Source organism: Paenibacillus tarimensis (assembly GCF_021532315.1).
In the GTDB taxonomy this organism is placed as follows: Bacteria; Bacillota; Bacilli; order Paenibacillales; family Paenibacillaceae; genus Paenibacillus_I; species Paenibacillus_I tarimensis.
Window position 1 is genome coordinate 343,613 of the sequence record NZ_JAKGAO010000007.1, and the last position, 23,074, is coordinate 366,686.

Below are 23,074 nucleotides of genomic sequence, written 5' to 3' on the forward strand. Positions count from 1 at the left end.
GCAGCACCTTAGCAGCAGCTCTGAAGCCGAAGGTCCTGCGATCATCGAGGTACGCGGGCTGGTTAAGAGGTACGGAGCGGAGACCGTCGTGAAAGGCATTGATTTTGACGTAAGACGCGGTGAAATCTTTGGGCTGCTCGGGCCTAACGGCGCCGGCAAGACAACTACGATGGAGATGATCGAAGGGCTGCGCAAACCCGATGACGGCTATGCCCGAGTGGCGGGTTATGACACCAGGACCCAGCTGGCCAAGGTCAAGGAAGTGATCGGTGTGCAGCTGCAGGCGACGTCGCTGTTCGATCTGTTGACGGTCCGCGAGATTACCCGCATGTATGCAAGCTTCTATAATACGCCAACCGTGCCGATTGAACCGCTCCTCGAAAGCATGATACTGGGCGATAAGCTGAACGGGCGGGTCAAGCATCTTTCCGGCGGCCAGAAGCAGCGGCTTGCCATTGCGCTCGCGATCGTTCACAGCCCGCAGGTGGTATTTTTGGATGAGCCGACAACCGGGCTTGATCCGCAGGCACGCCGCACATTGTGGGATATTGTGCTGCGGCTGCGTGATGAAGGCAAGACGATCGTTCTCAGCACTCACTATATGGATGAAGCGCGTATACTTGCCGACCGGATCTGCCTGATGGACCAGGGGAAGGTCGTGGCGCTGGATACTCCCGCCAATCTGATCAGCAGTCTGGCATCGGAGAGCGCTATTGAGTTCCGTCTGCCGGCAGGTGAAGCCGGGGCAGATCAACCGGCAGGAGAGAGGCTGGCCAAGCGGCTTGAAACGATCGACGGTGTGCGCCGGATAGAGTACCGCAAGGAAAGCTGGGTTTTGTATACGGATGCGCTGCAGCGATCGCTGACCGGACTGATTGCCTTTGCCGACCAGGAAGGCCTGGCTCTGACCGATCTGCAGACGCGCACCGCAACGCTTGAGGATGTGTTCATCCAGATGACAGGAAGGAGCCTGAGAGAAGAATGAAACCATACATTCAATTGACGCTCGCGCAGCTGCGGCTGTTCGGACGCAACCGGCAGGTATTGTTCTGGACGCTCTTTTTTCCTGTTGTCTTCATCTTCATGCTGGGCACCTTCATGGGCGGAGGCAGCGGCGGGGCGGTTGAAGGCTACTGGATCGATGAGGATGGCAGCGATCGCTCCGCCCAGGTTCTGGCAGCACTTGAAGAACAGGAGGCCGTGCTAAGGCTGGAACAGGCTGCGGACCGCGAAGCGGCCATGAAGGAGCTGCGCCATGGCACGAAGCAGGTGCTGATCATCATCCCCGCTGGCTTCGGCGATAACGTTGAGGCGGCCGTCACCGGACAAAACAGCGGCGCTGCAGACAGTCCGGGGGGCAGCCTGACTGTCTACTATGACCAGACACAGGCATCCAAGTCGATGTCTGCGCTCAATGCGGCGGCTCAGGCTGCGGATGAAGTCAGCAAGGCAGTTGTCGAGTACAGTCCTGTCGTCGCGGTAGAGCCGGTTGGCGTACAGTCGCTGAATCTCACCTTCCTGGATTTTATCGTACCGGGGATTGTAGCGATGATGATCATGTCAAACAACTTGAACGGAGTCGCAGGTCAGATCGCGTCCTGGCGGGAGCGTGGCATCCTGCGCAGAATGCAGAGCACACCGCTGAGGCCGTCTACCTTCATCGCAGCGCAGATTACAGCACGGCTGCTGATGAACGGCTCGCAGGCGCTCATAGTGCTGCTGATGGGCGTATTCGTATTCGGCGCCCAGATGAACGGGAGCTGGCTGCTGCTGCTCGGATTTGTGCTGCTCGGCACGCTGGCCTTCATGGCGATTGGCTTTATTATTGCGGGGCTTGCGCGAACGCCGGAAAGCGCGGGGCCGATTGCCGGCTTCGTCTCATTCCCGCTTTTATTCCTTGGCGGGATATTCTTCCCGGTCAGCGATATGCCGGCCTTCATGCAGCCTATTGTAAAGGCTATTCCGATTACGCATCTGAGCACAGGTTTGCGGCAGGTCATGAACGTGGGAGCGGGGATCGGAGAAGTGTGGGTTGAGGCGCTTGTGCTTGGCGGCTGGCTGGCTGCTGCTTTTATTGCAGCGAGTCTTGTATTTAAATGGGAGTAATTGCGGGAGAGTTATTCCGGCATCCTGTCCTCTATTTGCCGCTGGACAAACGGAAGGGCAGGATGCTAGGATGAGAGGATTGGGAGAAATAGGAGAGCTTGGGGGATGCGCTGACACATGATAACAACAGTCAAGAAACTAGTGGTAGCTTTATTCGCAGCGGCGGTTGTCGCCCTGCCAGTGCAGGCGGCGGTACCGCAAGCAGCAGCTGCAGCGCAGTCGGTGAGCGGCAAGTCAGACATTATCGTCTATGTTGACGGCAAGAAGGTGGCGTTCAGTCAGGCGCCCGTCCAGAAGAAAGGCACTACGCTCGTTCCGATGCGTCCGGTGTTCAGCGCCTTGAAGGCGCAAGTGATATGGGAACAGCAGACTAAGACAATCATTGCGAGCAAAGGAAGAACGACGATTACACTTCGTGTTGGCTCGTCTACTGCTGTAATTAACGGCAAGAACGTTAAGCTCAGTACCCCCGCGGAAGTGATCGGCGGTTCCGCGATGGTGCCGCTGCGCTTCATAAGCGAAGCATTCGGTGCGGATATTTCGTGGAATGCCAAGAACAGAACGATCACGATAGAGTCGCTGGAATACCAGTATGAAGCTGAGAGAGACAATGAAGCGAATACAGAAGCGGCAAGTCCGGCCAAGCCCGCAGCGAAGCCGCTGACATCAACGGAGCTTGTAGAGCTCAATGATGACAAGGTCGTCATGATTATGACGGATTACGGCCAAGGCAGCGGTGTAGTGATCGGGGACCATTGGATTCTAACTAACTACCATGTTATGGAGGGTGCGACAGAGGGAGAGGTCCTGCTGAATAACGGCAGTCACCTGACGATTCAGGGGGTTGCTGTCCATCATGAGCAGTCAGACCTGGCTGTCATCCGCACGAAGGAACCAATTGGTATAGAGCCGGTGAAGCTGGGTTCCTGGGGCAGCGCCCGCAAGGGTGACCGGGTATACGCGATTGGGAGCCCGCTCGGTATGCGGAATACCGTGTCCGAGGGCTTGATCAGTAACATCGTAATATTGGATAATGGCATCCGCTATCTGCAGATCAGCGCGCCAATCGATCACGGCAGTTCGGGTGGCGGATTGTTCAATGAATATGGTGAACTGATCGGCATTACCTCATCCGGTATCGATGATACAGTCGCGGATTTGAACTTTGCGGTTACCATCGAGTATTATCACCTGCTGCTGGAGGAGGAGCTCGAAGAGGCCAAGAAGAAGCCGGCATCCATTGCGTTCCTGCCTTCGAAGCTGCCCGCTACACTAAAGAATGCTTCAACAGAGGAAATCGCGGAGCTGCTAAATGAACAGTACAGTGAGATCATGACCACACAGGGCTACGCCGATCTGGAGAAGTGGAATGTCACGCGTGATGCGGAAGGCTGGCTGGTCATTTCCACCGTGATGGACCCGGCCTTCTATATGATTTATGGAGACAAGGCGTCGAATGAACTGCGTCTGTGGGCCCTTAATCTTGGCGCTGAGCTGAAGCGTATGCTGCCAGATGAGAAAATCCAGTTCCTCGTCTATTATGAACAAATCTTTAACGCCAAGCCGCGGGGCTTTGAGACCAGCGAGGTCACACAGACGCAGAGCGGCAATTGGCAGGTTCGGTACCCGATTATCGATATGCAAATTTTGGAACGGCTTCATATTAAGGTGCGCGACTAGGCATACGGCCGATTCGCAGACCGACCGGAGCAGGCCCGCTGGGGCCTGCTCTTCTTTTTTTGCCATGGATTCGGTACAATGTACGTAACTTGCCTACAAATGAGGGACCTCAATTATGAAAGTGGTACTTGCAACACTTAACGCGAAATACATTCACACGTCGCTCGCTCTCCGCTGCCTGAAAGCATTCAGTGAGCGGGATTTCGATATCGATATTGCGGAATACACCATCAAGGACCCGGTCATGAACATCGTGTCCGACCTGTACGCCCGGAAGCCGAAGGTGGTGGGCTTCTCCTGTTATATCTGGAACATTGAAGAGACGATAACGGTTATTGATATGCTGAGGAAAATCATGCCGGAGATCCGCATCATTCTGGGAGGACCGGAGGTCAGCTATGACACCGGCTTCTGGATGGAGCGTCTTCCGCAGGTGGATTTCATCGTCATTGGCGAAGGGGAAGAGACCTTCCATCATCTGCTGACCGAGATCGCGGGGAGCGGCAAATATCATATGGTGTTTGGTGCGGCTTACCGCAAGGAGCTGGCCGACGGCACGAAGGAAATCCGGATCAATCCGCCAAGGCCCAAGCTTGATCTGGCGACGCTGCCCTCGCCGCACCGCTTTCCCGAGGATGAACCCACACTGGCGAACCGCGTGGTATATTTCGAGACAAGCCGGGGGTGCCCGTTCAGCTGCCAGTTTTGTCTGTCGAGTATCGAGGTCGGGGTTCGTTATTTCGATATCGAGCGCACCAAAGCGGATATTCTTTATTTGATTGACAAGGGAGCGAAGCTGATCAAGTTTGTTGACCGCACCTTTAACATTAAGCGCGACTACGCGCTGGAGATGTTCCGTTTCCTAATTGAGAACCACCAGGGCTGCGTCTTCCAATTTGAAATTACAGCCGATATTATGCGGCCTGAGGTGCTCGATTATCTCGCAGAGCATGCGCCGCCCGGCATTTTCCGCTTTGAGATTGGCGTGCAGTCCACGAACGATATCACCAACGAGGCGGTCCAAAGGCGTCAGAACTTTACGAAGCTAACCCGCACGGTGGTCAAGGTGAAGGAAAGCGGCAAGATTGACCAGCATCTGGATTTAATCGCCGGCCTGCCGCATGAGGACTATAACACGTTCCGCAAGACGTTCAATGATGTGTTCGCGCTGCGGCCCGAAGAGCTTCAGCTGGGCTTCCTGAAGATGCTGCGCGGAACTGGCATGCGGCTTGATGCGGACAAATACGGCTACATCTTTATGGACCGGGCCCCTTATGAAATCCTGGGCAATAACCTGCTGCCGTTTGATGATATTATCCGCATCAAGCGGGTTGAGGATGTACTTGAGAAATACTGGAACGCCCATAGGATGGACCATACGCTGCTTCACCTGGTGGAGCAGGTGTTTGATTCGCCATTTGACTTCTTTCAGCAATTCGGGGATTATTGGGAGGAGAGGGGCTGGCAGAGAATTGGCCACCAGCTGGAGGATTTATTCTCAAGACTGTGGTCTTTCTTGACAGAATATAAGTCTTCCTCCTTGGAATCAGCCTATAAGCTGGACCTTGATGTCGTGCTCGGACTGATGAAATACGATTATTTTCTGAATCATAATTACAAGCCGCGCAAGGTCTGGTGGTCCTTTGAGCTGGACAAGCAGGAGCTGGCCGGCTGGATAAAGCTGCTTGCCGAACGTCCGGAGGAGGTATCGGGGAATTTTGCCGAAGCCGGTCTTGCCGAGCGGGAGCTTCACAAGCATGCCGTTATCGAGCGTCTGCCGTTTGACCTGGACCACTACTTAAGTGAAGGCAAGATCAAGAAGGATGCGGATACGCTCCTGCTAATGGTATACCGCCAGAAGGAAGGCATTCCTGCGGCTGTTCCGTACACCATGCGGCTTGGCAGGCAGTCCCGTCAGCCAATTTGAGAGGAGACAGGAAACCTATGGTTTATCAAGCTGAATCCAATCGTTACGAATCGATGAAATACAACCGCTGCGGCCATTCCGGACTGCTGCTCCCGGCGATCTCGCTGGGCCTGTGGCATAATTTCGGCGGGGTAGACAGCTTTGAGAACGGACGTGCGATGCTGCGGCGCGCCTTCGATCTCGGTATTACACATTTTGACCTTGCCAACAACTATGGCCCGCCAGCCGGTTCCGCCGAGGAAATGTTTGGCGTGATGATGCAGAACGACTTCGCGCCTTACCGGGATGAGATGATCATCTCGACCAAAGCCGGCTACTATATGTGGGAAGGTCCTTACGGGGAATGGGGATCGAAGAAGTACCTTGTTGCGAGCCTCAACCAGAGCCTGAAGCGAATGGGCCTTGATTATGTCGATATCTTCTATCATCACCGTCCGGACCCTAACACGCCAATGGAGGAAACAATTGGCGCGCTCGACTTGATCGTTCGGCAAGGCAAGGCCCTGTACGCGGGAATCTCCAACTATAGTGCGGAGCAGGCGGCGGAAGCGATCAAGATTGCGAACCGCCTCGGAACGCCGATCGTCATTCATCAGCCGTCGTACAGCATGTTCAACCGCTGGATTGAGGATGGGTTGCAGGATGTTCTGTCTGATAATGGAGTGGGCAGCATCGTATTCAGCCCGCTTGCCCAGGGACTCTTATCGAATAAGTACCTAAACGGAATCCCCGAGGATTCACGTGCGGCCCGGCCTTCCGTCTTCCTTCAGGAGAGCCAAATTACGCCTGAACTCGTGGAGAAGCTCCGCAAGCTTAACGACATTGCTGCACAGCGCGGACAATCGCTGGCACAGCTTGCGCTGGCATGGGTACTCCGCGGAGGCCGTGTCACCTCAGCGCTTATTGGTGCGAGCCGTGTCAGCCAGATCGAGGACAGCGTAGCGGCGTTGAATAATCTGGACTTCAGCACAGAAGAGCTGGATGCCATTGAAGAAATTTTAAAGGGCTAGAGTGATAAGGACTTAACAGGTAATAGTGACACAGAAGGAACGCGCAGACAGATGAACTGTCGGCGCGTTTTTTTGTATAAACTGGTAAACGGAATGATTCATATGTCATTCCGTTAATATGTTCGTCATCTCACCAACATTTTGCTTCCATAGGCCGAATTGCCTATGCTAGAATAGTAGACAGTTACTTTTCCATTAAACCATGAGAGTATCCATATTCCATCCATATTCCATCAATTATGTATGATTATAATACATCACAACTACTCGCATAATGATTTATCTGCTGCCGATACTCATTTCTAAATCGCTTTCATAGACTGCTGGTCATGATAAAGTTTCATATAAACTTTAGGCTGACTCTTACTTCAACGTTTCTTTCCTTACACAGCACGAACAATCGATAATACAGACGGGAAGATGGCTATGTTTGATACGAGGAAGATGAACCTCCACTCCAGGAGAATTTTTTATTTTGCGCTGCTGGTGGTGCTCGGGGCGGCGGGTGAGCTGCTGCGAATCCCCATGATTTTCGGACTTGATATTTCATTCAGCAGTATTTTTTTGCTGCTGCTGCTTCTTTTATTTAATATTCCTGCCGCCATAGGAGGGGCTGCTGTTGTAGCCGCTATCTCCTATTTCATAGGCGGGAATTCCTCCCTCGTCTTCCTGCTGGTTCTGGAAGTTGCCGTAGTCGGCATCCTCTTAAGGAAGAAGCGACGAAACCTGTTTATTCTTGATCTTCAATACTGGCTGTTTGCAGCTGCCCCTATCCTGTTCGTTCTCTATTTCGTCTTCAACAAGGAATTGAATGCGGTTATTACGATCTATGTCAGCAAATCAGCTGTGAACGGAACCTTTAACGCACTGATCGCCAACATTCTGCTTGCTTATATTCCGGCCCGGAAATGGATTAACGAAGGGGTATTCAGCCGCAGCAGGGTACCGCTCGGGCAGATCGTGTTCCAGCTGACAATGGCGGCCTCAATGTTCCCTTTCATCGTATTTATACTTTCGGGCAGCATCTTCCACACCTCGGACTTAGATCAAAAGGCGCATCAGCGTTCCGGGGCGATTGCGGCTTATATCGCGGATGAACTGAATACGTGGCCGGATCAGGAGCTGCGTGCCCTGAAGCTGGAGTCAATAGCGGAAATCGGTGTGCTGCGGGATGTTATGGTGAAGGCGGATAATGAATCACTGATATCGATGGGTTTGCTAGATCAGGAGCAGCATCTGCTGATCGGCAGTAAGAATCGGCTTGATGATGCAGGCAAAGACTGGAAGATGGAAGGGATCGTTTACCGGCTCGAGGACAACTTCTATATTCAGTTCCCGGATGACAACAGAACCCCGTTTGTTATTGATGCTTGGAAGGAAGCTGTATACATTCATACGTCCAAGCTGCCGGAGACTTCCTTTACCCTGCAAATTCGTGTGCCTATGCAGCTTTATGCGGCTGATTTAATTACCCTTTATCTTATTAATTATGTAGGAATATTGGCCTTTGTTATTCTGATGTCGTTCTTCAGCATATATACAGGGCGGTATGTGACAGGAAGTCTTCGCAAGCTGGCCGGCATCACCTCGGGTCTGCCTGAGAGGCTACATAACCATGAGAAGGTCGAATGGCCCTCCAGCGGGGTCGAGGAAGTTAACCTGCTTATCAACAATTTTGCGGATATGTCGGAGAATGTAACCAGGATGCTCGACGAATCCGAAGGGCTCTATCAGTCGCTGCGCATTCAGACCGACAAGCTGGCGGTATCTGAGGCGAAGATGCAGAAGCTTGCTTACCATGATGTTCTTACTGGTCTGCCGAACCGGCTTTGCTTTACCGGCTTGCTCAGCACGATGATTGCAAATCATGAAAATTCCGCATCCGACGGTTTGATTGGTGTCCTGTTCATGGATATTGACCGTTTCAAACAGATTAATGATACGCTGGGCCATGCGGTAGGGGATATGCTCTTGAAGGAGTTTGGAAACCGGCTTGAAGCCATCCAGCAGGAACGGAAGCTGCGGCATGGGGACATGACGGTATGCCGTCTTGGCGGAGATGAGTTTGTTGTCCTGATAGACGGGACAAGCCGTGAGCTTATGGCAGAAGTAGCCGAAGAAATTCTGGAGGCGTTTCAGCAATCTATATTCTTGGGTGAACATGAGCTCTATATTCACACCAGTATTGGAATCAGCGTTTATCCGGATGATGGTTACAGCGGCGACGAGATTGTCAAGAATGCAGATGCAGCCATGTATGCGGCGAAGGGTGCGGGGGGAAGACGGTATGAATTTTTCTCCGCGAGCATGCAGGCGCGTCTGTCCGAACGGCTGCAGCTGGAGAACAGTCTTCATAAAGCGCTGGAGCTTGAGGAATTTGAATTGTTTTACCAGCCGAGGGTATGCACAGCGACAGGAGAGATCCACGGTGTTGAAGCGCTGATCCGCTGGCGGCAGCCTGAGCTCGGCATAGTGCCGCCTGATAAATTCATACCGCTTGCCGAGGAGACCGGCGTCATTCACGCGATTGGCGAGTGGGTTTTGCGGACGGCCTGCCGGCAGAACAAGTTGTGGCAGCTTGCAGGTTACCCTAAGCTTGTTATGGCAGTCAATTTCTCGGCCCGTCAATTCGAGAATCCCAATCTGCTGCAGCTGTTCACATCGATCCTGGAGGAGACAGGAATGGATGCAGAGCTTCTAGAAATTGAAATTACGGAAGGATTCCTGATGCAGGACAAGCAGTCGACGGCGGAAGTGCTGCGGAAGCTGGAAGCAATGGGGATCCGAATCTCCATTGATGATTTTGGTACCGGATATTCCTCCTTGTCTCAACTGAAGGATCTGCCGCTGCACGCCGTCAAGATTGACCGCTCTTTCATCCAGAATATCGGCTGGGATGAGACCAAATCCTCGATTGTGTCAGCTGTGGTTCAGCTGGCGCACGGAATGGGCTTGCGGGTTGTCGCCGAAGGGGTAGAGACCAGCAAGGAATATGATTACCTGTCTTCCATTGATTGCGATGAATTGCAGGGCTATTATTTCAGCAGGCCGCTGCCCTTATCCGGTATAGAGCAGATTTTAAGACAGCAGATGCCGCTGCTTGGCGGCAGCCGCAAGGAGGATTTAGTGTGAGACGGATACTTATAATGAGATGGGCTGCCGGACTGTTCCTGCTGCTGGCTTGCGGATGCTCGAGCGATTTATACAGGGGAGAGCGGGTGACGCCTGAGTCGCTAAATGGAGCTGCAGAGCCGGTCCAAGAAATTCAGAATCAAGAGCTTCACGTTTGGAGCTTTTACGATCCGGGCCCATATAGTGATAATTTTATGGCGAGCAGGCCAGGTATAAAAGTTAAGACCAGAATCTTTAGCCACAGTGAAGCGGCGGATGCTTACCTGCAGGCCATGGCGGATGGCACAGCACCGGATGTGATGATCATTGACGATAGTATGCTCGGTTCTTTTAATACGCTTGGGGCATTGGAGAACTTGAACACGCCTAATTTTGGTGAGCAATTTATTAAGGAGCGCATTCCGGACAACTATCATTCGCGATACCAGATGCTAGGAAGTGACGAATGGATTGCGCTGCCGCTGGAGCTTCCGGTTGCCGTAACGTTCTACAGGTACGATCTGTTCAAGGAGGCAGGACTGCCCTATGAACCCGAGGAGCTGGGAGAATATCTGGAGGACCCGGGTAACTGGCTGGAAGCAGCCCGGATACTGGCCGAGAAGGATATCTATCTCTTCCAGCATGACAGAGAGCCAGCCGATATTACGGGCTGGGGTAACGGTTACGTGAGCGATCGTCTCCTGTTTGCCCGTACTGGTCGGGAGTTTGAGGCCGCGATTAAATTATGCCGTCAGCTTGCAGACCAGGGGCTCTCTCTTAACCTGTCCATCTGGGACGAGAATGGACAGGAGGCCCTTCGCAGCGGGCGGCTGGCGATGGTTTACCTCGGAACGTGGGGGGTTGGATCGCTTGAGCAATGGGCTCCGGAGACTAAGGGCAAGTGGCGCGTAACGAAGCTGCCTATGAACTTGTACGGCTCAACTGGAGGTGCAGTGGCTCTGATCCCGGAACGGAGCAATAACAAGGTGCTTGCTTGGGAGTATATCGGCGGAATATCCTCCGCGGGGCAGCCGTCGAGCTGGGTAAACCGGCATCCAATGCTAGACGGGCAGGACATTGATCATGTGACGGCCGAGGCAATCGCCAACATGAAGCCTCAGACGATATCCCCTTTTGACAAGGCGATCTCAGAGCGCTGGGGCTCATTTCTCAAGGATGCGGCCGAATCCAACCGCCCGGTTAAGGATATGCTGGTTGAATTAGAGCAGTCCATTAATGCGCAGTTCGCTTACCAGAGGAAGGTTATTCTGGAGACGGCATTGGACGGAAAATAAGATTAAGCATGCGGGTGCGGGCAGTCCGGGTCGTTAAGACCACCAGGACCGCCCGCTCTTTAATTTATCGCATCTTTGCTTTATAGTGGGAACGTAATAGCTTAGGTCGCAACAGATCGAGCAGGATGGGGATGAGCCGGGTGAACCGATTATACATATACGCCTGCCATGAGGATGAAGCAGAACTATTCGCAATGGAGGCGCAGCAGCTGTTCGGCAACACGGGAATACCGGTGAAGGAAGGATCGGGATATCTGTTAAGTCAGCGGCTGATTGAACCGGGGAGAAGTCCCTATTTGAAAGGCAGACTCGATATTCTGGAGGAAGCGGATAGTCTGGAGAAGCTGCTCGATTGCGCAGGCGGATGGGCGCTGATCGAGCAGCCTTACAAGGCTGTTTTTATTCGCACTGATGATGACTTGGATTATGAGACCAGGCTGCAGACGGAACGGCTTATCGGCGGGCGTCTTCAGGGAAATGCAGATCTTCGCAGTCCTGCGCGTCTGATCGGTGCCGCCAGGTTGTCAGGGCGCTGGCTTCTGGGAGAATATACGGCTTCCGGAGCTGACTGGATGAAGCATAACAGCCAACCGCAATCCTATTCGACGGCTCTGCCGGTCCGCGCTGCAAGAGCACTGGTTAATATTGCGGTACCGCAGCCCGAAGGCGTACGTGCAGTAGATCCGTGCTGCGGGATAGGTACGGTGCTGCTGGAAGCGATGGCGATAGGCGTAGATATAGAGGGATTTGATCTCAATCCTCTTGCAGTAAGGGGAGCGCGGGCCAATCTTGCACACTTTGGATATCCAGACCGTGTACAAGTGGCGGATATGCGCGGCATCCAGGCCCGCTATAATGCTGCGATCCTTGATTTACCGTACAACAAATGCTCCGTACTGCCGGACGATACGCTTAAAGAAATGCTTGAGGCGCTGCGCCGTATGACCGAGGACTGTGCAGTAATCGTCTCTATCGATGATATTGAGGAAGCCATTAACCTTGCGGGCTTCTATGTAGAGGGCCGCAGTACGCTGCGGAAAGGCCGGTTTGCAAGAAGAATTTACAGATGCCGGTAGCTGCCGGGTGGACGCTTGCAGGTTAAGGAGAAGGGAGAAGAATTTAATGCTGAAACTAAGTATTCTGGATCAGTCACGAGTCCGAAGGGGAATGACAGCACGGCAGGCGCTTGAGGAAACGGTCAGGCTTGCCCGTGAAGCGGATAAGCTGGGCTTCACGAGGTTTTGGGTTTCCGAGCATCATGATACGCCTGGCTTGGCAGGCTCGGCTCCGGAGGTGCTGATCGCGGCAATTGCCGCCCAGACCACATCCATTCGTGTAGGCTCAGGCGGTGTGCTGATTTCTCATTACAGTCCATACAAGATAGCGGAAACCTTCCGGGTGCTGGAAGGCTTGTACCCTGGGAGGATTGATCTCGGAATTGGGCGGGCTCCGGGAGGGATGCCGCTGGCCAGTATGGCTCTCCGATATGGAAAGCCAGCTAATAGTGAAGACCGCTATCTGGAATCGCTGCATGATCTCGGCGGTTTCCTTGGAGGAGGGTTCCCGCAGGACCATCCTTATCATGGACTGCTGACAACCCCTCTCATCGACACATCGCCGGATGTCTGGCTCTTGGGTTCGACGGGACACAGCGCCCAGAGGGCGGCGGAGCTTGGGGCCCGTTTCTCATTTGCCCATTTCATTAACGGAGATGGCGGCCAGGAGGTTGTCCGAAGCTACAGGGAGCATTACCGGCCTGGTTCGTTAGGAACGGAAGCACAGGCTGGGGTTTGCATTATGGTTGTATGCGCGGAGACCGATGAGCTGGCTGAGCAGATGGCGCTGCCTCTCGATGTCGGACTCCTGCTTCTTGAGAAGCTGGGGAGCAGGACGCCCTTTCCTACAGCGGAGGAAGCGGCCGCTTACAAGCCGGATGACTTTGACCGCCAGCGGATGGCTGAGAACCGCAAGCGCATGATTGTAGGCGGACCAGCGAGGGTAAAGCAGAGACTGCTGGAATTTGCCGCCGACTATGAAGTGGACGAGCTGATGGTTACATTGGCGCTGGACAGCTATGAGGCCAAGCTGCAGGCATGCAAGCTTCTGGCCAGGGAGCTTGGCTTGCAGGAAGCAGGCAGGTGATATAGGGCCATATATTCTAATGAGTGAAGCATCGGGTTCCGGTTCTAACCCGCCTGATTTTGCAGGATAATAGGAGCTTGTTGCTGCAGCGGACCCTTGAGTGGGCCCGCTGTTTTTGTTTTGTCGACATATTTTTCCCCTGCCGGGTCATAAAAAGGTGCAGGAATGGGAATATTTAACCAAGGAGTGTGCAACGCAGCACATGCTCCACTATTCCTTATTACCCCGGGAGGACTCATGATTTTAAACACCGAGCAACTTGAGCAAAAGGCGCGTGAGCTCGCTCTTACGCATTCTCCCACTCGCGGCTCCAAACGAGCAGTGAAAGAGTTACTGCAAACATTTAATGGGGATGTTGAAGGGTTACGGATATTCGTACGTTATTTGCAGCGCACTGATTCGGCCGATATCCAACCGGCGGAAGAGTGGCTGCTGGATCACGCTGACTTTATAGAAGAACAAGCCATCGGCATGAAGCAGGAGGTAGCCAAGAGCGAGCTGCACCGGCTCCCCAGAGTGGGTGATGAGGCCGAACTGCGTGCGTATGCGTTATGCAGGCATTATTTTGAACATACCGACGGTGTACTGGACTACGATTCTTTTACCTCCTATACAAATGCGTACCAGGAAGTGGCTGTACTTGCGATTGCGGAAGTTTGGGCGCTGCCCCTGCTGATCAAAATCGCATTGATCCGCAGGCTTGCAGCGCAAATGCAAGAGGTCAGGCAGCGGAGGGAGGCTGGCCGCCATGTTGACCGCCTGCTGGCCCCTCTGGAAGGAAGCAGGCCTGATCCGGCCGCGCTCCGGGAAGCGCTCGACCGCTCGGGCTCCAGCATTCCGTTATCCGGACCCGTTATCGTACATCTGGTACAGAGGCTCGGTGAATGGGCCGACCATGCTGGTGAAATCAAGGAATGGCTGACCTGCCGGCTGGAGAACGGGACCGAAAGTCTTGAACAGATCATTACCTACGAGCATCGTCTGCAGGCATCCTATCAGGTGGCGGCCGGCAACTGTATTCAATCGGTGCGCAAAACCGTCCGGCTGGAGTGGCATCCGACCTTCGAGAAGCTATGCTATGCCGATCGCACGATGCGCAAGGAAGCGACTGGAACCTACGCGCGGCTGGATGCTTCCAGCCGCAGTGTCCTTCTCGACCGGATCGAGACGCTGTCACGTCGTCTTGGTGTACCGGAGAGCCTGGTGGCCGAACAGGCAATCAAGCTGGCGGACCATCATGAAGCAGCGGTTCAAGAACATGCTGACGATAGCCTGCGGAAGGGGGAATCAGCCGGAGGTGAGGCGGGCGGGTCAGACGGAACAAGGATATCGGTTCATTCTCGTGACCCTGTGACACCGCGTCCGTCTTTTGCCGCTTATTACCTTCTTGATCCTGCGGGTGTACGGGCGCTGTGGAACGCGCTCCGAACCTGTGCAAAGCCAAGGAGCAGCAAGCGGACAGCAGTTCGCCGGCACCGCGGTCTTGCGTACTTCGGTACGCTGGCTGTTTTCTTCCTGGCGGTCTTTGCACTGACAGTCTGGGCCGCGGGCGTGGACAATGCCTCGCTGCCGGCTGTGTGGTGGTGGATACCGCTCCTGGTTCTGCTTGCTTTTCCGGCAAGCGAGTGGGCCGTTCAGACGGTCCACTTTGCTATCTGTGGCGTGACGCAATCGCGCCCGCTTCTGCGCTTCGATTATGCATCGGGCATTCCGGAGGAAGCTGCGACCGTCGTTGTCATTCCTGTCATCTGGTCGAGACCGGAACAGATACGGGATATGGCTGAGCGGCTGGAGCTGCACTATCTGGCTAATCGCGACCCGAATATACATTATGCCCTGCTGGGGGATTACAAGGATTCGGATACGGAACAGACCGATCTGGATGCTGTCATGAACGAGACGGCACGTTCCAGTATTGAAGCTCTTAACCGGGAATACGGCGAGGCAGGGACTACCTTCCATGTCCTTCAGCGCAGACGGGTATGGAATGAGGCGGAAGGAAAGTGGATGGGCTGGGAGCGGAAGCGAGGCAAACTGGTCGAGTTTGTGGAGCTGCTGCAAGGTTCCGAGGAGACCAGCTACTCTTTCCATGTCGGCGATCTGAGCAAGCTGAGAAGCGTGAAATATATTATCACTCTGGATGCGGATACCCAGCTGCCAATCGGAACGGCGCAGCGCATGATCGGGACCATCCACCTGCCTTATAACCGTCCGCGGCTCAACCCGGCCGGGACCAGGGTTATCGAGGGCTACGGGGTGCTCCAGCCGAGAATTGGCATGAGCCACGAGTCGGCGATGCGCTCACGCTTCTCCAGGATGTGGTCCGGGGAGCCCGGAATCGATCCCTACTCCTTCGCTGTCTCGGATCCTTACCATGATGCAATGGAGCAGGGGATTTTCACCGGCAAGGGGATCTTTGATGCGGAGGTGTTCCGTCAGGTTCTCAGTGCGCGTATACCGGATAACCGTGTGCTCAGCCACGACTTACTGGAAGGCGGATTTATGCGTGCCGGATTGCTGCCGGATATAGAGCTTGTGGACAGCCATCCCCCGACCTATTATGCGTACCAGCAAAGGCTGCACCGCTGGGTACGCGGAGACTGGCAGCTGCTCCCCTGGCTGGGAGCAAGCTACCGTGACCGCAGTGGAAAGCGGGTGCCGGTTGACTTGACTCTGCTGACCCGGTGGCAGATGGTGGACAACCTGCGGAGAAGCCTGCTGCAGCCCGCCCTCTACGCCCTGCTGCTTCTGGCGATGCTGCTGCCTGCAGCTACCGGCTTGGCTCTGCTCAGCATCGTGCTGCTGACGCTTGCTATTCCGCCTATACGTTCACTGCAGTCGGTGGGCAGGCTCTTAAGGCGTCCGCGGGCATTTGGGGCGGCTGCTGCACAAGCAGCGCTTGGCCTGTTCACGCTGCCTTATCAGACTGTGCTCATGCTGAATGCGATTGCCAAGACCCTATACAGACTCGTCCTCTCGAAGCGCAGGCTTCTAGAGTGGGTGAGCTCGGCTGAAGTGGAACGCCGCTCTCCGCGCATGATTGCCGGGCTGTGGGGAGGTCTGCTGCTGACAGCTGTTCTTGCAGCTGCGGCGCTATGGAGCGCATCGCCGCTGCAGCTGGCAGCAGGCCTGCTGCTCGCTGTTCTGTGGGCGTCGGCCCCGCTGGTGACGAGATGGCTGGACCAGCCGGTTGGAATTCGTACCGAGCAGCTTACAGCGGCTGAACGTGAAGAACTGACACAGCTTGCGAGGCAGATTTGGAACTTTTATGAAGACTACGCAGGCGAGCAGGATAACTGGCTGCCCCCTGATAATGTACAGATTGATCCGCCGGTGGGCGTCGCCCACCGGACCTCGCCGACCAACATTGGTCTGCTGCTCACCGTTACAGTAACTGCCCGGGATTTCGGCTTTATTGATACACCGGGGATGATCGAGCGGCTTGAGCGGACAGTCGGAACGATGGAGCGCATGGAAAAATGGAACGGTCATCTGTATAACTGGTATGACACGGAAACGCTCCGTCCCCTGCCCCCCGTATATGTGTCTACGGTTGATTCGGGCAACCTTGTCGGCTATCTGCTCGCTGTTAAGGAAGGCTTGGCTGAATGGCTCAGACGAGATTATGAAGCCGAGGGAGAGCAAGAGCGGGATAGACGGCCCGCAAAGCCGAAACAGGAGCATGGGCAACAAAAAAATGTGGCGGCCGCAAGTACGTCCATAGCCCCTAAGCTCAGACCGGTCACGATTGACCTTGAGCTGGCAGAAGAACTGGCGGAAGGCATGAATGATAATAGCATTGAAGCTTCCGCTGAGCTGGGGTTGAAAGATAAGGGCAGCACAGCTGCCCGAACCACAAGGCGAAAGGGCCGCAGCGAGTGGGAGGAGCGGGGCCGGGCGCTGATCGAGCGGCTGGAGAAGCTTGCGGCAGGCACCAATTTTGCGCCGCTCTTCGATCACGATACCAAGCTGTTTAGCCTAGGCTACCATGTAGGGCTTGAGCAGAAGGAACAGATTGTATATGACCTGCTTGCATCTGAGGCAAGACAGGCCAGCTTTATAGCCATTGCTATGGGGCAGGTCCCGGCTTCCCACTGGTTCAAGCTTGGGCGGGCCATGACGAAGCTTGGCAAGCATGCTACGCTCGTATCCTGGACGGGCACAATGTTCGAATATCTGATGCCTCCGCTCATTATGAAGACGTATAGGGGAACATTGTGGGACCAGACGTATCGTGGAGCAGTGGAGCGACAGACGGCGTACGCCAAGATGCGCGGTGTGCCGATGGGCATCTCGGAATCGGGCTACTACGCCTTTGACTATCAGATGAATTATCAGTACAGAGCATTCGGTGTGCCCGGGCTTGGCTTTAAACGGGGTCTGGAGCAGGATCTTGTACTGGCCCCTTATGCAACCATTATGGCGCTTCCGTATGCGACCCGGACCGCGCTTGAGGAGCTGAAGGGGATGGAGGCGCTTGGCGCGCGGGGAGAATACGGCTACTATGAAGCGGTGGATTGTACAGCCGAACGGATGCCGAAGAACCAGACAAGCGTCGTCATCCGCAGCTTCATGGCGCATCACCAGGGCATGGCGCTGGTGACGCTGGGAAATCTGCTGCTTCCAGATACGATGGTCGACCGCTTTCATGCGGATAAGCGCATACGGTCAGTCGAGCTGCTGCTGCAAGAGCGGGTACCGGAGAAACCGGCTCTTGCGCTTCACGGGGCATCCGCCTCCATGCGGAGCACGGAAGCGGACATGGCAGCCCATGCGCCGCAGCGTGAGTATACAACTCCCCATACCCCGGTACCGGAAGTATGTGTGCTGTCAAACGGCGTATTCACCTCCGTGCTTAATACGGCGGGGAGCGGCTATCTGCGCCGGGAGGGCCTGGCGCTGACTCGCTGGCGTGAGGATGCGATGACTGACCCGTGGGGCAGCTATATGTATATCCGGGACGTCGAGAGTGAAGCGGTCTGGGGTCCGACGTACCAGCCTGTGAGACAAGAGCCGCAGGTGTACCGTGCACAGTTCTCACTGGAGAAGGCGAAGTTCATCCGCCAGGATGGCAGCATCGGAACGGTCCTGGAGGTGTGCGTGTCACCGGAATTTAATGCCGAAGTCCGCAAGCTTACGCTGACGAACGAGGGCAGTACAGCCCGCGTGCTAGAAGTAACGACTTATATGGAAGTATCCCTGGCTGCGCCGGCAGCAGACGACGCCCACCCGGCGTTCAGCAAGCTCTTCGTCCAGACGGAGTATGATGAAGCGCACGAAGCCCTGCTTGCCAAGCGGCGTCCCCGCAATGAGCATGAGAAGCCGGTCTGGGCAGTGCATGCGCTGGCGCCATGCTGTGACACCTTGGGACCGGTGGAGTATGAAACAGACCGTTCCTGCTTTATCGGCAGAGGCTGCGGGCTGGAAGAACCGCAGTCAGTCCGTGCAAAGCTTTCGGGGACAACAGGCGCGGTCATTGATCCGGCTTTTGTAATGAGACGGCGTCTGACCATCGGACCGGGAGAAAGTGTGCAGCTTGTGGCGATAACCGGCATGGCTGATTCAAGAGAAGAGGCGCTTGAGCTCCCGGGACGGCTGTGCTCTGAGCAGCAGGTGGAGCGCACGCTTCAGCTGGCCTGGACGAGAAGCCAGATCGAACTGCGTCATCTTCATATGAAGACGCAGGAAGCTGCGCTCTACCAAGGGCTGGCAGGAAGGATTATCTACACACCGCCGATGCGGGAGGAGCGCGCGGAACGTGTGGCAGCGAACACGATGGGCCAGACGGGACTGTGGCCGATGGGTATTTCGGGCGACCTTCCGATTGCGCTGCTGCTTATCCGGGATGATTCAGGCCTGTCCTTTGCGGCCCAGGTTATCCGGGGACACGAGTATTTGCGCCGCAAAGGTGTCTTCTTTGACCTCGTGGTTCTGAACGAATCACCGGGCGGCTACCAGCAGGACATCCAGGATGCCATTCGCAGGACTGTGGAGCAGACGGCCGGCCACAGCCCGGCTGGACGCCAGGGCGGTGTTTACCCGGTTAACAGTGACCAGATCAGCGAAGCGGAACATACCCTGCTGTATACAGCCGCCCGCTGCATACTGCGTGCCGACGGCAGAAGCCTGCGTGCACAGCTGAAACCCGCGGAAGGCCGCATGCCGGAGACGCTGCCGCTGCTCATACAGACCGGGGAAGTGGATCATGCTGAAGGGGTTGCAGCTGTACCCGACCTGCAGAACGAGACAATTCTCTGGAATGGCTGGGGCGGATTTACACCGGAAGGAAAGGAATACCGGATAGGTATTCAGGCAGGGCGTCATCTGCCTGCGCCGTGGTCCAATATTATGGCTAACCCGCAGTTCGGCTGCATGGTAACAGAGCTCGGGACAGGCTATACCTGGTTCCGCAACAGCCGCGAGTTCAAGCTGACGCCTTGGTCCAATGATCCCGTGCTGGACCCGGCAGGGGAAGCCTGCTACATCCGGGATGAGAGCACGGGGAAATACTGGTCGCCTTCTCCAAGTCCGGCAGGCGGCAGGTTTACCTATACAGCGGCTCATGGCCATGGTTATTCCCGCTTCGAATCAGAGGCATACGGTATCGCCCACACCATGAATATCTGTGTGGACGAGCAGGATCCGGTAAAAATCGTGGAGCTTACCCTTCACAACACTACGGGAGCCCACAAGCAGCTGTCTGTAACGTATTATGTGGAATGGGTGCTGGGGGTCAGGCGTGAGCTGAACGCCTCCTATATTATGACGGCTTATGACCGGGACACGGAAAGCCTGATGGCCCGCAACGTGTTCCAGGAAACCTTCCGTGAAGAGACGGCGTTTCTCCATATTCATGCGGATGGCTTGGATCCTGGCGAGCGCAGCATACCTGTTTACACCTGCTCCCGGGAGGAATTCATCGGACGCAACGGCTCCATGGCGAAGCCTCAGGCTATGCGCAAGCGGACGCTCTCAGGGAAGGCCGGACCGATGGCCGACAGCTGCGGAGCACTTCAGCTCAGCGTTGCCCTGCCGCCGCAGACCGAGCGCAAGGTTTACATTGTGCTGGGCTGCGGAAGAACAGCCGCAGAAGCGGCAGAGCTGGCGCGCAAATACGGGAAGCCGGAGGCTGGAGTCGATGCTTATAACCGCTCCCAGCGGTATTGGGCGAATGCATTGGGACAGCTCCAGGTCGATACGCCAAGCCGGGAGATGAATGTGCTGCTGAACGGCTGGCTGCTGTATCAGGCGTTAGCCTGCAGGATGTGGGCTAGATCGGCATTTTACCAGGCAGGGGGCGCGTATGGATACCGGGACCAGCTGCAGGATTCGCTGGCCATGCTTCATACCCGCCCGGACCTGACACGTTCGCAGATCGTGCTGCACGCACGCCACCAGTACCGTGAAGGTGATGTCCAGCATTGGTGGCATGCCGAGACTGAACGCGGAATCAGGACCAAATATTCGGATGACCTGCTGTGGCTTCCTTACAGTGCCGCCCGGTATATTGAGCATACCGGAGACGCTTCCGTACTGGATGAGGTTCAGCCCTATCTCACAAGCAGCGAGCTTACGGAGGAAGAGCACGAGCGTTATGAGCCGACCGTCATCTCTGATGAGAGCGGAACAGTTTATGAGCACTGCCTGCGCGCCATTGACCGGGCATACAGACTCGGGGAGCATGGACTGCCCCTGATGGGAATCGGGGACTGGAATGACGGTATGAACAGTGTAGGCGATGAAGGCCGTGGAGAGAGCGTGTGGCTGGGCTGGTTCCTTGTCACCGTGCTGAAAATGTTCGCGCCCCACTGTGAAGCTAGAGGTGACAAGGAGCGTGCGGATGACCTCAGAAGCCGTACCGAAGCGCTCTCTAAGGCGCTTAATGAGCATGCCTGGGACGGGGAGTGGTTCCGCAGGGCCTACACCGATCATGGCGACTGGCTGGGAACGAACAGCGCCCATGAATGCCGGATTGATGCGATTGCGCAATCCTGGTCGGTTATTTCCCGGGGGGCGCCGCGGGAGCGCAGTATTAGGGCGATGCAGTCGTTTGACCGCGAGCTCGTCGACCGCGGGCATGATGTGGCTATGCTGCTGACGCCTGCCTTTAATAAGACCGAGCCTACGCCGGGTTATATTCAAGGCTATCCGCCAGGCATCCGCGAGAACGGGGGACAGTATACACATGGTGTAATCTGGAGCATTGTGGCCTGGGCCATGCTGGGCGATGGCGATAAGGCGTTCGAGCTGTTTAATATGATGAACCCGGTTAACCATACCGCTTCCCAGGGGGATATCCGGACGTATGTCGGCGAGCCTTATGTAATGGCCGCTGATGTATATATGTCAGAGCCTTACAAGGGAAGGGCCGGTTGGACCTGGTATACAGGCGCGTCAGGCTGGATGTACCAGGCGGGGGTTGAATGGATACTCGGTATCCGGCGGGCCGCTGACCGTCTCTATATCCGCCCGAATATACCGCGAAGCTGGCCTGGCTTCACGGCGGATTACCGTTTTGGCGGAACGATGTACAGCATCCGTGTTATCAATGGCGAGACCGATGGTGAGCACAGCAAGTCCTCAGGCAAAGGATCGTTTGCAAAAGAGGATGAGCACGGCGCTTATATCGAGCTCTCTGACGACGGGCAGCAGCATGAGGTAATGGTTGTGCTCAAGGGTCTCTCTTAGAGGGTTAAATGAAATGAATAAGCAAGGATTAAGAACAAGCCGCTTTCCCGGCTGGGCATTAAGCCCTGGCCGGTAAGGCGGCTGTTGTTTTCGGGGGAAGGACAAGGGCGAAGTCGTGGCCAGTCTCGTTTGCCCTCCCCGGCTGCCGTGTAAAATACGTACAGAGTATATTCGGTGCGGGAAGAGTGGCACGATAGCCGGCCTATCCTGTACAATGACTGCACAAAGGGTTTAGGTGCTTTTCTGCAGGACACAGCCTGTCCGCGGAATGAGAAGCCCGTTGTTTGCCGCATAATAACGCTATTAACCGGAAGAAGGCTGACACTGCCAGGGTGATCCTGCCCGCAAGGTACGGAGAAGGGACGGAAGGAGATGCAGATGACGATGGACCGGACGGACCATGACCATTTGGACATTTATTTGCTGGCGGGAGTAGCCACCAGACCAGGATTTTTTGCCGACTGTCAGCAAATCCTGGACCGCCTGTGCCGAAGCAGCTGGGAAGAGGTACGGATCCAGGTCGTATATCCCTACGGTGATTATACAAGAAGCCTGCTTCGTCAGATTCATGAGGTGCGCCAGGATTTGTTCCGCCGAAACAGACTTCGGCGTCCGGGCGGCGGACAAGCCGCCGCAGAGCCTGTGCGGCTAACCTCTGCAGGCCGGTCCGTGCTTCTGATCGGTCACAGCGGCGGCGGGGTAGCGGCCTATCACGCGGGGAAAATGCTGCTCGAAGAGGGAATTGTCAGCGACTGCCGGATGGTTCAAGTTGGAGCGCCCAAGGTAAGAATAGAACCGGCGTACAGGGATAAGGTCAGTTATTTCTATGCCGTGGACGGCAGCGGAAAGGTTAACGATCCGGTGACACGGATCGGCAGCTGGGGCGGCTTCCGTACCGGCAGGTATGGCGTTCCGGTATGGGATGCCTTACGATACGCCCCCGGGCACATTGGCTCCATACAGGTAGTTGGCGGGCACGCTGATTATTTCCGCGCCCGGCCGCCGTTTATCAAGGACCAGGTCTCCAACCTGCAGCGGACGCTCGGCAGCGTATGGGAATGGATGCAGGAGTTTGCACGAAGTCCCGACTATTCCTCCTGACAGTGGTATAATTT

Annotated in this window: 11 protein-coding genes; all 11 read left to right on the plus strand. The window is 55.4% G+C overall.

What is annotated here, in order from left to right; all coding sequences use genetic code 11:
* The first annotated feature begins 40 nt into the window (after nt 1-40).
* Complete coding sequence (locus tag L1N82_RS08270; protein ID WP_235286978.1) at nt 41-985, plus strand: ABC transporter ATP-binding protein; 945 nt, start codon at nt 41-43, stop codon at nt 983-985.
* The gene (locus L1N82_RS08275) at nt 982-2,106 is read left to right on the plus strand and encodes an ABC transporter permease (RefSeq protein ID WP_235286899.1); all 1,125 of its coding nucleotides are present in this window, start codon (nt 982-984) and stop codon (nt 2,104-2,106) included. The genes L1N82_RS08270 and L1N82_RS08275 overlap by 4 nt, the downstream gene beginning before the upstream one ends.
* Nucleotides 2,107-2,223: 117 nt before the next feature.
* A complete protein-coding gene (locus L1N82_RS08280; RefSeq protein ID WP_235286900.1) occupies nt 2,224-3,786 on the plus strand; it encodes a stalk domain-containing protein in 1,563 nt (520 codons plus the stop codon).
* 115 nt (nt 3,787-3,901) lie between these two features.
* Entirely contained in the window at nt 3,902-5,713 is a 1,812-nt protein-coding gene (locus L1N82_RS08285) for a B12-binding domain-containing radical SAM protein (protein WP_235286901.1), read from the plus strand.
* Nucleotides 5,714-5,730: 17 nt separating this feature from the next.
* The gene (mgrA, locus tag L1N82_RS08290; protein WP_235286902.1) at nt 5,731-6,723 is read left to right on the plus strand and encodes an L-glyceraldehyde 3-phosphate reductase; all 993 of its coding nucleotides are present in this window, start codon (nt 5,731-5,733) and stop codon (nt 6,721-6,723) included.
* A 426-nt stretch (nt 6,724-7,149) separates the two neighbouring features.
* Nucleotides 7,150-9,855 carry a putative bifunctional diguanylate cyclase/phosphodiesterase gene (locus tag L1N82_RS08295; RefSeq protein ID WP_235286903.1) on the plus strand — a complete coding sequence of 902 codons (2,706 nt, stop codon included), beginning with the start codon at nt 7,150-7,152 and terminating at the stop codon, nt 9,853-9,855.
* Nucleotides 9,852-11,129 (plus strand): ABC transporter substrate-binding protein, encoded by a 1,278-nt coding sequence (locus tag L1N82_RS08300; protein WP_235286904.1) that lies wholly within the window; start codon nt 9,852-9,854, stop codon nt 11,127-11,129. Before L1N82_RS08295 ends, L1N82_RS08300 begins: the two co-directional genes overlap by 4 nt.
* Before the next feature lie 131 nt (nt 11,130-11,260).
* Nucleotides 11,261-12,205: a TRM11 family SAM-dependent methyltransferase gene (locus L1N82_RS08305; RefSeq protein ID WP_235286979.1), complete on the plus strand. Its 945-nt coding sequence runs from the start codon at nt 11,261-11,263 to the stop codon at nt 12,203-12,205.
* A 46-nt stretch (nt 12,206-12,251) separates the two neighbouring features.
* Entirely contained in the window at nt 12,252-13,271 is a 1,020-nt protein-coding gene (locus L1N82_RS08310) for an LLM class flavin-dependent oxidoreductase (protein ID WP_235286905.1), read from the plus strand.
* 237 nt (nt 13,272-13,508) lie between these two features.
* Entirely contained in the window at nt 13,509-21,959 is an 8,451-nt protein-coding gene (locus L1N82_RS08315; protein WP_235286906.1) for a GH36-type glycosyl hydrolase domain-containing protein, read from the plus strand.
* A gap of 378 nt (nt 21,960-22,337) precedes the next feature.
* Nucleotides 22,338-23,060, plus strand: coding sequence for an alpha/beta hydrolase family protein (locus L1N82_RS08320; protein WP_235286907.1), 723 nt, complete (start codon nt 22,338-22,340; stop codon nt 23,058-23,060).
* Nucleotides 23,061-23,074: the final 14 nt, after the last annotated feature.

Excerpts from the sequence above, each read along its gene's own strand:
- L1N82_RS08295 (WP_235286903.1), top strand. The coding sequence starts at position 7,150 with ATGTTTGATACGAGGAAGATGAACCTCCACTCCAGGAGAATTTTTTAT.
- L1N82_RS08285 (WP_235286901.1), top strand. The coding sequence starts at position 3,902 with ATGAAAGTGGTACTTGCAACACTTAACGCGAAATACATTCACACGTCG.
- L1N82_RS08305 (WP_235286979.1), top strand. The coding sequence starts at position 11,261 with ATGAGCCGGGTGAACCGATTATACATATACGCCTGCCATGAGGATGAA.
- mgrA (WP_235286902.1), top strand. The coding sequence starts at position 5,731 with ATGGTTTATCAAGCTGAATCCAATCGTTACGAATCGATGAAATACAAC.
- L1N82_RS08320 (WP_235286907.1), top strand. The coding sequence starts at position 22,338 with ATGACGATGGACCGGACGGACCATGACCATTTGGACATTTATTTGCTG.
- L1N82_RS08275 (WP_235286899.1), top strand. The coding sequence starts at position 982 with ATGAAACCATACATTCAATTGACGCTCGCGCAGCTGCGGCTGTTCGGA.
- L1N82_RS08310 (WP_235286905.1), top strand. The coding sequence starts at position 12,252 with ATGCTGAAACTAAGTATTCTGGATCAGTCACGAGTCCGAAGGGGAATG.
- L1N82_RS08315 (WP_235286906.1), top strand. The coding sequence starts at position 13,509 with ATGATTTTAAACACCGAGCAACTTGAGCAAAAGGCGCGTGAGCTCGCT.
- L1N82_RS08280 (WP_235286900.1), top strand. The coding sequence starts at position 2,224 with ATGATAACAACAGTCAAGAAACTAGTGGTAGCTTTATTCGCAGCGGCG.